The sequence below is a fragment of the Pseudomonas sp. CFBP 13727 genome (assembly GCF_014841915.1).
In the GTDB taxonomy this organism is placed as follows: Bacteria; Pseudomonadota; Gammaproteobacteria; order Pseudomonadales; family Pseudomonadaceae; genus Aquipseudomonas; species Aquipseudomonas baltica.
Genome location: NZ_JACYUT010000001.1, coordinates 1,159,188 through 1,171,543 on the forward strand (window position 1 = coordinate 1,159,188; position 12,356 = coordinate 1,171,543).

12 protein-coding genes are annotated in these 12,356 nt (G+C 61.5%); 5 read left to right on the top strand and 7 right to left on the bottom strand.

The genetic code is table 11. The annotated features are described in order from the left end of the window. Positions 1–2: 2 nt before the first annotated feature. From ngg to IFT76_RS05150, 3 genes are all read left to right on the top strand, one after another. Positions 3–1,745: an N-acetylglutaminylglutamine synthetase gene (gene ngg, locus IFT76_RS05140; protein WP_192057563.1), complete on the top strand. Its 1,743-nt coding sequence runs from the start codon at positions 3–5 to the stop codon at positions 1,743–1,745. A gap of 107 nt (positions 1,746–1,852) precedes the next feature. Next, entirely contained in the window at positions 1,853–3,043 is a 1,191-nt protein-coding gene (locus tag IFT76_RS05145) for an osmoprotectant NAGGN system M42 family peptidase (RefSeq protein ID WP_122479267.1), read from the top strand. Positions 3,044–3,155: 112 nt separating this feature from the next. Continuing rightward, positions 3,156–3,383, top strand: a complete 228-nt coding sequence (locus IFT76_RS05150; RefSeq protein WP_122479268.1) for a YheU family protein — start codon at positions 3,156–3,158, stop codon at positions 3,381–3,383. A 3-nt stretch (positions 3,384–3,386) separates the two neighbouring features. Here the strand turns inward: IFT76_RS05150 and csrA are convergent, their stop codons facing one another. Continuing rightward, positions 3,387–3,584, bottom strand: coding sequence for a carbon storage regulator CsrA (gene csrA / locus IFT76_RS05155; protein WP_043187251.1), 198 nt, complete (start codon positions 3,582–3,584; stop codon positions 3,387–3,389). Between the two features lie 218 nt (positions 3,585–3,802). Further along, entirely contained in the window at positions 3,803–4,135 is a 333-nt protein-coding gene (locus IFT76_RS05160) for a YnfA family protein (RefSeq protein WP_122479269.1), read from the bottom strand. 168 nt (positions 4,136–4,303) lie between these two features. Between IFT76_RS05160 and IFT76_RS05165 the strand changes: the two genes are divergently transcribed. Next, a complete protein-coding gene (locus IFT76_RS05165; RefSeq protein WP_122479270.1) occupies positions 4,304–4,462 on the top strand; it encodes a DUF3309 family protein in 159 nt (52 codons plus the stop codon). 102 nt (positions 4,463–4,564) lie between these two features. On the opposite strand, the gene IFT76_RS05170 is transcribed toward IFT76_RS05165, so the two are convergent. From IFT76_RS05170 to IFT76_RS05190, 5 genes are all read right to left on the bottom strand, one after another. Continuing rightward, positions 4,565–6,223, bottom strand: coding sequence for a cation acetate symporter (locus IFT76_RS05170; protein WP_192057564.1), 1,659 nt, complete (start codon positions 6,221–6,223; stop codon positions 4,565–4,567). Continuing rightward, the gene (locus IFT76_RS05175) at positions 6,220–6,531 is read right to left on the bottom strand and encodes a DUF485 domain-containing protein (RefSeq protein ID WP_122479272.1); all 312 of its coding nucleotides are present in this window, start codon (positions 6,529–6,531) and stop codon (positions 6,220–6,222) included. Before IFT76_RS05175 ends, IFT76_RS05170 begins: the two co-directional genes overlap by 4 nt. Before the next feature lie 252 nt (positions 6,532–6,783). Further along, entirely contained in the window at positions 6,784–7,638 is an 855-nt protein-coding gene (locus IFT76_RS05180; protein WP_122479273.1) for a glycine betaine ABC transporter substrate-binding protein, read from the bottom strand. A gap of 154 nt (positions 7,639–7,792) precedes the next feature. After that, entirely contained in the window at positions 7,793–8,572 is a 780-nt protein-coding gene (locus tag IFT76_RS05185; protein ID WP_122479274.1) for an ABC transporter permease, read from the bottom strand. Beyond that, positions 8,569–9,501 (bottom strand): ABC transporter ATP-binding protein, encoded by a 933-nt coding sequence (locus IFT76_RS05190; protein WP_122479275.1) that lies wholly within the window; start codon positions 9,499–9,501, stop codon positions 8,569–8,571. Before IFT76_RS05190 ends, IFT76_RS05185 begins: the two co-directional genes overlap by 4 nt. Positions 9,502–9,885: 384 nt before the next feature. Between IFT76_RS05190 and IFT76_RS05195 the strand changes: the two genes are divergently transcribed. Further along, the gene (locus IFT76_RS05195; RefSeq protein ID WP_192057565.1) at positions 9,886–12,333 is read left to right on the top strand and encodes an acyl-CoA dehydrogenase; all 2,448 of its coding nucleotides are present in this window, start codon (positions 9,886–9,888) and stop codon (positions 12,331–12,333) included. Positions 12,334–12,356 lie beyond the last annotated feature (23 nt).

The window sequence follows — 12,356 nt, forward strand, 5'->3', positions numbered from 1 at the left end:
CGATGAAAGCTCATGCCACGGCATTCAACCAGCGCTTGCAGCGCGGCCAGTCGCCGTCCTACGAGCGCTTGCAGGCGCGGCTGGCCGAAGAAGGCCATAGCGACGACCTGCAACAACGACCGTTGCACTGCGGCTGGGGCCGCGTGCTGATCGGGCATACCTACCCCGACGCGGACGCCCTGGCTGCCGAGCTGCTCAACGAACAACCGGGTGAGCGGGACATCGCTCTGTATGTTGCCGCGCCGCAGCAGGTGTTGGCCAAGGCGCCTCAACAACTGTTCCTCGATCCGTCCGATACCCTGCGCCTGTGGTTCAGCGATTATCGACCCGCGCAGCGGGTGTTTCGTGGGTTCCGTATTCGTCGGGCGCAGAGCGATGGCGATTGGCAGGCCATCAACCAGCTTTATCTCAAGCGCAAGATGCTGCCCATCGACCAGAGCCTGCTGACCCCACGACATCAGGGCGGGCCGGTGTACTGGCTGGCCGAAGATGAAGACACCGGGCATGTGATCGGCAGTGTCATGGGCCTCAACCATGCCAAAGCCTTTCGAGATCCGGAAAAAGGCAGCAGCCTGTGGTGCCTGGCCGTCGACCCACGTTGCACACGCCCAGGTGTGGGCGAAGTGCTGGTGCGGCATCTGGTCGAGCACTTCATGAGCCGCGGCCTGGCCTACCTCGATCTGTCGGTGATGCACGACAACCGCCTGGCCAAGAACCTCTACGCCAAGCTGGGCTTTCGCAACCTGCCCACCTTCGCCATCAAGCGCAAGAACGGCATCAACCAGAAACTGTTCCTGGGCCCCGGCCCGCAGGCCGATTTCAATCCCTACGCGCGGATCATCGTCGACGAGGCGTTTCGCAGGGGCATCGATGTGCAGGTGGACGACGCCGAGGCTGGTCTGTTCACGCTGGCGCACGGTGGCCGGCGCATCCGTTGCCGCGAATCATTGTGCGACCTGACCAGCTCGGTGAGCATGACCCTGTGCCAGGACAAGAGCCTGACCCACAAGGTGCTCAGGGCCGCTGGCCTGAGCTTGCCGGCGCAGCAGCTGGCGGGCAGTGCCGACGACAACCAAGACTTCCTCGACGAACATGGCCGGGTGGTGGTCAAGCCGCTCGACGGTGAGCAAGGCAACGGTGTGGCCGTGGACCTGAGCACACTCGACGAGGTGCAGCAGGCCATCGAGCATGCTCGTCAGTTCGATAGCCGGGTCCTGCTCGAAAGCTTCCATGAAGGGGTGGACCTGCGCATCGTGGTCATCGGCTACGAAATGGTTGCGGCAGCCATCCGCCGGCCGGCGCAGATCATCGGTGACGGGCACACCGACATTGGCACGCTGATCGATGTGCAGAGCCGCCGTCGCCAGGCGGCCACTGGCGGCGAGAGCCGGATTCCGCTGGACCAGGAAACCCTGCGCACCGTGCAGGCCGCCGGTTTCGATATGCACAGCATTCTGCCGAGCGGCCAGACGCTGACAGTGCGCAGAGCGGCCAACCTGCACACCGGCGGGCATCTGGAGGACGTCACGCAGACTCTCCACCCGGTACTGGCCGACGCAGCGGTGCGTGCCGCTCGCGCGCTGGACATACCGGTGGTGGGTCTGGACCTTTTGGTTCCGGCCGCCGACCAGCCGGAGTACGTGTTCATCGAAGCCAACGAGCGCGTGGGCCTGGCCAACCACGAACCGCAACCGACGGCAGAGCGTTTCGTCGATCTGCTGTTCCCGCACAGCGGCCCCAGGTAAAAGCCCGCATGGAGCCTGCCGCGGCGACCCGCACAGGCTCCGCGCTGAAACGCTACCGGGATCGTGAAGAAGCGGTCCCCATAACCCTATCCACCTCAGGAGTTTCCATGACAGCCAAAATTCCCGAACCGGATATCCAGTACTTGCAGAAAGTGCTGCTGGAAATGCTCGCCATTCCCAGCCCTACCGGGTTCACCGATACCATCGTGCGCTACGTCGCCGAACGTCTCGAAGAGCTGGGCATTCCCTTTGAAATGACACGCCGCGGTACCATTCGCGCGACTCTCAAGGGCAAGCAGAATTCACCGGACCGCGCGGTGTCTGCGCATCTGGACACCATTGGCGCCAGCGTACGGGCGGTGCAGGACAACGGTCGCCTGTCACTGGCGCCGGTAGGCTGCTGGTCGAGCCGCTTTGCCGAAGGCAGCCGTGTCAGCGTTTTCACCGACAGCGGCGTGATCCGCGGCAGCGTGCTGCCCCTGATGGCCTCCGGGCATGCGTTCAACACCGCCGTCGACCAGATGCCAGTGACCTGGGACCATGTCGAGTTGCGCCTGGATGCCTACTGCGCGACGCGTGCCGACTGCGAGTCGCTGGGGGTGAACATCGGCGACTATGTGGCGTTCGATCCACTGCCCGAGTTCACCGACAGCGGCCACATCAGTGCCCGCCATCTGGACGACAAGGCAGGTGTTGCCGCGCTGCTGGCATCGCTCAAGGCCATCGTCGAGAGCGACTACGAGCCTCTGATCGATTGCCATCCATTGTTCACCATCACCGAGGAAACCGGCTCCGGCGCGGCGGCGGCTCTGCCGTGGGACGTCAGTGAGTTCGTCGGCATCGACATCGCACCTGTCGCACCCGGCCAGCATTCGAGCGAGCACGCCGTGAGCGTGGCCATGATGGACTCCGGTGGCCCCTACGACTATCACCTGTCGCGGCATCTGTTGCGGCTCGCCGACGAGAACGAACTGCCGGTGCGGCGCGACCTGTTTCGTTACTACTTCAGTGACGCCCACTCGGCCGTCACGGCCGGACACGACATTCGTACCGCGCTACTGGCGTTCGGCTGCGACGCAACCCATGGCTATGAACGCACCCACATCGACAGCCTGAGCGCGCTGAGCCGCATTCTTACCGCCTACATGCTGAGCCCACCGGTGTTCGCCAGCGATGCCAAGCCGAACAACGGCTCGCTCGAGCGTTTCAGTCATCAGCTGGAGCACGACGCGCAGATGGAATCGGACACCCGCGTACCTGCGGTCGAAGACGTGCTGGGGCAGAAATCCAGCCATTGATCGGCCTGATCCAACCGGACCACCGCCGCCCTCCCCCTTGCCGCTGTCTGGCTTGGGGCCTCGGGCAGGCGCGGCACTGTTACAATGCCGGCCTACCCTGTGAGCGCCGAACATGCTGATTCCCTACGACCACCTTGAAGCCGACACCCTGACCCGCCTGATCGAAGATTTCGTGACCCGCGACGGAACCGACAACGGCGATGAAACACCTTTGCAGACGCGGGTCGAGCGCGTGCGTCATGCACTGGCCAAGAAACAGGCGTTCATCGTTTTCGATCCGGAGAGCCAGCAGTGCACGCTGATGCTCAAGCACGACATAGCGCCCGAGCTGTTCGACTGAGCGTCACACCACCGGCACCTCCTTGGCATGCTTGCCGTGCTTCTCCTGGATTCGCCGATAGACCTCGGCACGGTGCACTTCCACGTCCTTGGGCGCCTGGATGCCGAAGCGCACGGTGTTGCCCCGCACGTCCAGCACCTTGATCCAGACGTCATCGCCGATCGAGATCAGCTCGCCTACATGTCGCGTCAATACCAGCATGGCTTTGTTCCCTCAAATGAATGCTTCTTGAGGGTGGACCCTGTTTTCGACCATCACAAGGCAAGCAGAGCAATACAGTTTAAGCCTACGAAAGTTAGTAAATTCCCTGTCAGATATTTCGCACTTGCAGCAGGCAAGCCGTCACTTAGTTGTACCGATCCATACACTTCAGGCTTTCTTTGTATGGATATTTACAATCTTGGCCACACTCGCCACTCCTAGCCCTGTTGCAGCTTCGGCCCCCACAGGATGATGCTCGCCCCCAGCACGCACAACGTTGCGCCGAGCCAGTCGAAGGTCTGCGGCCGAACTTTCTCGACCACCGCCAGCCACCCCAGCGAAGCGACGATGTAGATGCCACCGTAGGCTGCATACGCACGGCCAGCATAGGCGGCTTCCACGCGCGTGAGCAGCAGCGCGAAACAGGTCAGGCTCAGCACGCCCGCCAATGCCCACAGCGCGCTCTTGCCCATCCGCAGCCAGAGGTAGAAGGCATAGCAGCCGGCGATCTCGAAAAGGGCGGCCAGCAAAAACCACGCATAATTGAGCACTCGAACTCTCCAGAGCCAATATCAGCCCGCGAGAATACGCCAGCCCAGACCCGGCTCGGAAACATTTTTAAATCTTTGGGACTTTTTACGGCAGGTCATAGTCCGAGCTATTAGGCGGACGAGTGCTACTGGCTCGCTGACGAATCATCTCATTGTCCAAATAAGGAAATCGCCATGGGCACCATACTGATCATCGTTCTGATTCTGCTGTTGATTGGCGGATTGCCAGTATTCCCGCACTCCAGAAGTTGGGGTTATGGCCCGTCGGGTATCATCGGTACTGTACTGGTCATCCTGCTGATCCTGGTATTGCTCGGCAAGATATAATCTTGCCGATGTGCAGCCTGCACCGGGCCGCACAGCAGAAATGAAAAAATCCGATGCCCTCGCGGGCATCGGATTTTTTTTGCTTGCAGCGTGGTGCAGGTATCAGTGGGAGACTGCCCCGCTGGAACCCAGACCGGTTTGCGAACGCACGAACTGCGGGTAGAACAGCGCACGCTCTTCGTCAGCGGCTGCCGACTTGTCGGTGATCGAGAAGAACCAGATACCGATGAAGGCGATGGCCATCGAGAACAGTGCTGGGTACTCGTAGGGATAGATCGGTTTGTCGTGATGCAGAATCTGCACCCAGATGGTCGGGCCGAGGATCATCAGCGTCACGGCGCTGATCAAGCCCATCCAGCCACCGATCATGGCGCCGCGAGTGGTCAGGTTCTTCCAGTACATCGAGAGCAGCAGGACCGGGAAGTTGCAGCTGGCCGCGATCGAAAACGCCAGGCCCACCATGAAGGCGATGTTCTGGCTTTCGAACGCGATACCCAGGCCGATCGCCAGGACACCGAGGCAGACGGTGGTGATCTTGGAAACGCGGATCTCATCCTTGTCGTTGGTCTTGCCTTTCTTGATGACGCTGGCGTACAGGTCGTGGGACACCGCCGAAGCACCGGCCAGGGTCAGGCCGGCTACCACAGCCAGGATGGTGGCGAAGGCCACGGCCGAGATGAAGCCGAGGAAGATGCTGCCGCCGACCGCATCGGCAAGGTGCACCGCGGCCATGTTGTTACCACCGAGCAAGGCACCGGCTGCGTCCTTGAACGCCGGATTGGTGCTGACCAGCAGAATCGCGCCGAAACCGATGATGAAGGTCAGGATGTAGAAGTAGCCGATGAAACCGGTCGCGTACAGCACCGACTTGCGGGCTTCCTTGGCATCGGACACGGTGAAGAAGCGCATGAGGATGTGCGGCAGGCCGGCGGTACCGAACATCAACGCCAGGCCCAGCGAGAAGGCCGAGATCGGATCCTTCACCAGCCCACCGGGGCTCATGATGGCTTCACCCTTGGCGTGCACCTTGATGGCTTCGGAGAACAGCACGTTGAAGTCGAAGTTGACGTGTTTCATCACCATCAGGGCCATGAAGGACGCACCGGACAGCAGCAATACCGCCTTGATGATCTGTACCCAGGTGGTCGCCAGCATGCCGCCGAACAGCACGTACAGGCACATCAGGATACCCACCAGAACCACGGCCACGGCGTAGTCGAGGCCGAACAGCAGCTGGATCAGCTTGCCGGCACCTACCATCTGCGCGATCAGGTAGAACGCCACCACCACCAGCGAACCACAGGCCGACAGGGTACGGATTTCTTTCTGCTTCAGGCGATAGGACGCCACGTCGGCAAAAGTGTACTTGCCCAGGTTGCGCAGACGCTCGGCGATCAGGAACAGGATGATCGGCCAGCCCACGAGGAAGCCGATGGAGTAGATCAGGCCATCGTAGCCGGAGGTGAACACCAGCGCGGAAATACCCAGGAAGGACGCCGCCGACATGTAGTCGCCGGCAATTGCCAGGCCGTTCTGAAAACCGGTGATCTTGCCGCCGGCGGCGTAGTAGTCCGCGGCTGACTTGTTGCGCTTGGAGGCCCAGTAGGTGATGCACAGGGTGGCACCGACGAACAGCACGAACATGATGATCGCCGCCACGTTGAGCGGCTGCTTCTGCACCGCGCCGGTCAGTGCATCAGCCGCCATCACGCTTGGAGCCAGGGCGAATGCGCCCAGTGTTGCCAATAGACGCCGCATCATTGCTTGGCCTCCTGCAGGATCAGGCGATTCAGGTCATCGAACTCGCCATTGGCGCGCTTGACGTAGATACCGGTCAACACGAAGGCGGAAAGAATGAGGCCGACACCGATGGGAATGCCCCAGGTGATCGACGACTCAGGACTGATCTTGGCGCCCAGGATGTGCGGGCCGTAGGCAATCAAGAGGATGAAGGCCGAATACAGTCCAAGCATGATTGCTGAAAGTATCCAGGCGAACTTCTCTCTTTTTCTCACCAGCTCCTTGAAGCGTGGGCTGTTTTGAATCGAGAGGTAAATGCTGTCGTTCATTGTTTTTGTCCTCGCAGCATAGATGGATAGAACGTATTCCACTTTAGGCTGCTCTGGAGCGCACTCCAGACGACCTTAGTAGTAGATCGGGGCCTGGAAATGAAAAAAGGTCGCCCATGGGCGACCTTTTCACAATTCGACGTAGGAGCGGTCCGTGGCCGCGAATGGTGCAGTGCTGTATCTGGTGCTCCGCGGTGCCTGATTCGCGGCCGATGACCGCTCCTACAGGCGGCCCTTTTGGGGGTTACTTGGTTACTTGGCGGTCCACTCGGCCACACGGTCAGGGTGCTTGTCGACCCAGGCCTTGGCGGCGGCATCAGGCTTGGCACCGTCCTGGATGGCCAGCATGACTTCGCCGATCTCGTCCTTGGACGACCACTGGAACTTCTTCAGGAAGGCAGCCACTTCCGGCGCCTTCTTGTCCAGGCCCTTGCTGCCGATGCTGTTGACGGTTTCCGCAGCGCCGTACACGCCTTTAGGGTCTTCGAGGAAGCGCAGTTTCCACTTGGCGAACATCCAGTGCGGCACCCAACCGGTCACGGCAATGGATTCGTTGGCCTTCTCGGCACGGGTCAGCTCCGAAATCATGCCGGCGCCGGAGCTTGACTGAAGCTTGTAGGTGGACAGGCCGTAGTCCTTGATCGCCTGATCGGTCTTGAGCATCACACCCGAGCCCGCGTCGATGCCCACGATGCGATTCTTGAAGGTCTCGTCGGTCTTGAGGTCGTCGATGGTCTTGGCCTTGACGTATTCAGGCACGATCAGGCCGATCTTGGCGTCCTTGAAGTTGGGGCCGTAGTCGACCACCTTGTCCTTGTTCTTGGCCCAGTACTCGCCGTGGGTCACCGGCAGCCAGGCAGAAAGCATCGCGTCGAGTTTGCCGGTGGCCACGCCCTGCCACATGATCCCGGTGGCCACTGCCTGCAGCTTCACGTCATAGCCCAGCTTCTGCTTGATGACCTCGGCGGCGACATGGGTGGTGGCAACGCTGTCCGACCATCCGTCGACGTAGCCGATGGTGACTTCCTTGGCGGCAGCGCTGGCCCAGCTACATCCCATGGCCAGAACCAGAGCAGCACTGGCTCCGAGAACTTTCTTCATGTTCATTCTGCTTCCCCGATAAGGCTGCGCGCGACGAATGCCGCACGGCATATGTTGGCGTCCTGATCATCGACTTCGCGCGCCGATGATCATGCTCCACCTACGACCTTGAACCGTCGAGAAACGACATGGCCGGGCCTTGCGGTCCGGCCGGGGGAACTCAGCTGCGCATGCCGCGACCACTGACCAGCAACTTCACGCAGGCGAAGTACAGCACCACCGTGGCCACCAGCATGAATGCCACCGCTACGCCGATGCTGATGTCCGAGACGCCGAGGATGCCGTAGCGGAAGGCGTTGACCATGTGCAGCACCGGATTGGCCAGGGACACGGTCTGCCAGAACGGCGGCAGCAGGCTGATCGAATAGAACACCCCACCCAGGTAGGTCAAGGGTGTGAGGACGAAGGTCGGCACGATGGAGATGTCGTCGAAGTTGCGCGCGAACACCGCGTTGACGAAGCCCAGCATGGAAAAGATCGTGGCGGTCAGCAGCACCACCAGCACCGTGATGCCCAGGTGATGTACCTGCAGATCGGTGAAGAACAACGACAGTGCGGTGACGATGATCCCGACCATCAAGCCGCGCAACACCCCTCCTGCAACATAGCCGATCAGAATGGTGTGCGGCGACAGTGGCGAAACCATCAGCTCTTCGATGGAGCGCTGGAACTTGGCGCCGAAGAAACTCGAGACCACGTTGCCGTAGGAGTTGGTGATCACCGACATCATGATCAGCCCCGGCACGATGTACTCCATGTAGCTGAAGCCACCCATGCCACCGATCTGCTTGCCGATCAGGTTACCGAAGATGACGAAGTACAGCACCATGGTGATGGCTGGCGGCAGCAGGGTCTGCGGCCAGATCCGCGTGAAGCGCCGCACTTCGCGGTAGACGATGGTGTTGAGAGCGACCACATTGGCCTGAAATTCGGAACTCATACCGCAACCTTCCTCAGATTCTTCTCCACCAGAGACACGAACAACTCCTCCAGGCGATTGGTCTTGTTGCGCAGGCTCAGCACCGGAATGTTCAACAGCGCCAACTGGCCGAACAGCGAGGTGATGCCGATCTCCTTGTCGACCTGCACTTCCAGCGTCTGCGGGTTGACCAGCGTGCAGGGGTAGCCTTGCAGCTGCGGCGCCGCGTTCAGCGGCTGGCCCAGATCGAGCAGAAAGGTCTCCACGTGCAGGGTGCCGAGCAGTTCACGCATGCTGGTGTTCTGGACGATGGTGCCGTGGTCGATGATGCCGATGTTGCGGCACAGCTGCTCGGCCTCTTCCAGGTAATGGGTGGTGAGGATGATGGTGATGCCTTTTTCGTTCAGCTCGGTGAGGAAGCCCCACATCGAACGCCGCAGTTCGATGTCGACGCCGGCGGTGGGCTCATCGAGAATCAGCAGGCGCGGCTCGTGGATCAGCGCCCGTGCGATCATCAAGCGCCGCTTCATGCCGCCCGACAGCGACCGCGACGGCGTATCGCGCTTGTCCCACAGCCCCAGCTGGGTCAAGTACTGTTCGGCACGCTGCTTGGCGACCTTGGCCGGAATCCCGTAGTAGCCGGCCTGGGTCACGACGATGTCGAAGGTCTTCTCGAACTGGTTGAAGTTGAACTCCTGAGGCACCACGCCAATGCTGCGCTTGAGCGCTGCCGGCTGGCGGTCCAGGTCGTTGCCGAAGATGTTGACCGTGCCGCTGGTCTTGTTGACCAGGGTGGAAAGAATACCGATGGTGGTCGATTTGCCTGCGCCGTTGGGGCCCAGCAGTGCGAAGAAGTCGCCTTCCGCTACGTCGAGGTCGATGCCGCTGAGGGCCTGAAACCCGTTGCCGTAGGTCTTGGTCAACTGTCGAATGGACAGAGCAGAACTCATAAGGGGTCTATACGCCGTGTTGAGAGTGGTGATGAAGTAAGGGCGACTGCGATGATTTGCAACCAGATGTGTAACAGCTGACTCCATGATGGGCGCGGTGACCGCCCCCGTAAAGTGACTGCTGTCGATAGTGCACATCAGTCCCACGCGTGCCGCGAGCGCCCATGCAGATAGGGCCACAGCGGCCAGCGAACGTTCCGGGCAACTGCCTGCGGCCTTCTGCGCCGCGAACTCCCCTACCCTGCAACGGTCACTATCCAGGCAAGTACCGGATCTGTCCCACACCGAAGCTTACGTGCCTGGCCACCGTTTTCCCGTCTGCCGCCCCGTGTCGACGGCAACTGCAGGTGGTTCGTCCCGCCTGGCTTACACGGAGAAAACACTATGTTGTTGTTGTGGATCGTCGCCCTCGTGGTCGGCATCGCCTGGCTGGCTCATCGGCGCATTGCCGCCCTGCCCGCCATGGGTATCGTCGCCGTGTTTCTGGTGATCATGGGCGCGGCCAGTCACGCGCCTGGATGGTTGCTGACGCTGCTCTGGCTGTTGCTGATTGCCAGCGCGCTGCCATTGCTGCTGCCAGAGCTGCGCCGCAAGCATTTCAGCGCGCCCTTGTTTCGCTGGTTCAAGAAGACCCTGCCGCCGATGTCCGACACTGAGCGCGATGCCATCGATGCCGGCACGGTCTGGTGGGATGGCGAACTGTTCAGCGGCCGGCCCGACTGGAACACCTTGCTGGCCTACCCCAAGGTGCAGTTGAGCGCAGAAGAGCAAGCATTCATCGACGGCCCGACCGAGCAGCTCTGCGCCATGGTCAGCGACTGGCAGATCGGTCAGGACATGGACCTGCCGCCGGCCGCCTGGACCCACATCAAAGAGCATGGCTTTTTCGCCCTGATCATTCCAAAGGAATATGGCGGCAAGGGCTTTTCGGCCTACGCTCACTCCCAAGTGGCGATGAAGCTGGCCACTCGCAGCGGCGACCTCGCGTCTACCGTCATGGTGCCGAACTCGCTCGGCCCCGCTGAACTGCTGCTGCACTACGGCACCGACGAGCAGCGCAATCACTACTTGCCTCGCCTGGCACGGGGCGACGACATCCCCTGCTTCGCGCTGACCGGCCCCCTGGCAGGCTCGGATGCGGGCGCGATGCCCGACGTCGGTGTCATCTGCAAAGGCCAGTGGCAAGGTGAGGAAGTCATCGGCATCCGCCTGACCTGGGAAAAGCGCTACATCACCCTGGGTCCGATCGCCACCCTGCTTGGCCTGGCCTTCAAGGCCCACGACCCCGAGCACTTGCTGGGCGACAAGGAAAACCTGGGCATCAGCCTGGCGCTGATTCCGACCGACACACCGGGTGTGGAAATCGGTCGTCGCCACTTGCCACTCGGCGCTGCTTTCATGAACGGGCCGAATTCGGGCAAGGACGTGTTCATCCCCCTCGACTACCTCATCGGCGGCCAGCCGATGCTGGGCAAGGGCTGGATGATGCTGATGAATTGCCTGTCGGTGGGTCGTTCGATCTCCTTGCCGGCAGTCGGCACCGGTGCCGCCAAGTACACCAGCCTGGTCACAGGCCAATACGCGCAGATTCGCGAGCAGTTCAACGTCCCGCTGGCGGCCTTCGAAGGGATCCAGGAATCTCTCGCCAGGATTGGTGGCAACGCCTGGCTGATGGACAGCGCCCGCATGCTGACCGCCAATGCGGTAGACCTGGGGGAGAAACCCTCGGTGCTTTCGGCCATTCTCAAGTACCACCTGACCGAGCGCGGGCGCGATTGCATCACCCACGCCATGGATGTCCACGGTGGCAAGGGCATCATCATGGGCCCCAACAACTACCTGGGTCGCAACTGGCAAGGCGCACCGATCTTCATCACCGTGGAGGGCGCGAACATTCTGTCGCGCAACCTGATGATCTTCGGCCAAGGTGCCATCCGCTGCCATCCGTTCGTGCTCAAGGAAATGGCCCTGGCTGGCCGCGAAGACCAGGATCAGGCACTGCTGGAGTTCGACGCGCTGCTGCTCAAGCACATCGGCTTCGCCGTCGGTAACGCGGCCAGTACCTTTGTCTTGAGCCTGGGCCTGGGCCACTTCGAACAGGCGCCGGGTGACCGTCTTGCCCAAGGCTATTTCCGCGCCCTGAACCGGCAGGCAGCTGCCTTTGCCCTGCTGGCGGACCTGAGCATGATGCTGCTCGGTGGCGAGCTCAAGCGTCGCGAGCGGCTGTCGGCGCGTCTGGGCGATGTGCTCAGCTACCTGTACCTGAGTTCTGCAGCGCTCAAGCGCTATCACGACCAGAACTCGCCCGAGCATCTGCGGCCGCTGTTGTGCTGGGCCATGGAAGAAAGCCTGGGCCAGGCCGAGCACGCGCTGGATGGCATCTTGAAAAACTTCCCCAACAAGGCGCTCGGGTATCTGCTGCGTGGCGTAGTCTTCCCGTTCGGTCGGCGACACACCGGGCCTTCCGACAAGCTGGAAGCCGAAGTGGCGGCCATCACCGGTCGCCACAAAGGCGACCCGGCGCTGGAAGAACTGCTGGCCGGCTGCTACCGCCCACAGGACGCGGACGATCCGGTCGGCGCGCTGCAGGTTGCCTTCGATCTGCTGCGTGACAGCCAGCCGTTGCACAAGAAGCTGCAACAGGCCTACAAGGCGCGCCAGTTCAGCGCCACGCCCGGGCAATCGCTGATCGACGCAGCCCTGGAAGCTGGCGTCTTGCAACCCGCCGAGGCGCAGACGTTGCAACAGGCTGAAGCGGCGCGACGCAAAGTGATCGACGTCGACGACTTCAGCAAGGAAGAGCTGCTGCCCACTGCGGACAAGGTCCGCTGAGGATCAGCGAAAAGACAGCGGGC

Bases quoted from the DNA above. Each gene is read 5' to 3' on its own strand.
- ngg (WP_192057563.1), top strand. From the start codon at position 3: ATGAAAGCTCATGCCACGGCATTCAACCAGCGCTTGCAGCGCGGCCAG.
- IFT76_RS05145 (WP_122479267.1), top strand. From the start codon at position 1,853: ATGACAGCCAAAATTCCCGAACCGGATATCCAGTACTTGCAGAAAGTG.
- IFT76_RS05150 (WP_122479268.1), top strand. From the start codon at position 3,156: ATGCTGATTCCCTACGACCACCTTGAAGCCGACACCCTGACCCGCCTG.
- csrA (WP_043187251.1), bottom strand. From the start codon at position 3,584: ATGCTGGTATTGACGCGACATGTAGGCGAGCTGATCTCGATCGGCGAT.
- IFT76_RS05170 (WP_192057564.1), bottom strand. From the start codon at position 6,223: ATGATGCGGCGTCTATTGGCAACACTGGGCGCATTCGCCCTGGCTCCA.
- IFT76_RS05175 (WP_122479272.1), bottom strand. From the start codon at position 6,531: ATGAACGACAGCATTTACCTCTCGATTCAAAACAGCCCACGCTTCAAG.
- IFT76_RS05180 (WP_122479273.1), bottom strand. From the start codon at position 7,638: ATGAACATGAAGAAAGTTCTCGGAGCCAGTGCTGCTCTGGTTCTGGCC.
- IFT76_RS05185 (WP_122479274.1), bottom strand. From the start codon at position 8,572: ATGAGTTCCGAATTTCAGGCCAATGTGGTCGCTCTCAACACCATCGTC.
- IFT76_RS05190 (WP_122479275.1), bottom strand. From the start codon at position 9,501: ATGAGTTCTGCTCTGTCCATTCGACAGTTGACCAAGACCTACGGCAAC.
- IFT76_RS05195 (WP_192057565.1), top strand. From the start codon at position 9,886: ATGTTGTTGTTGTGGATCGTCGCCCTCGTGGTCGGCATCGCCTGGCTG.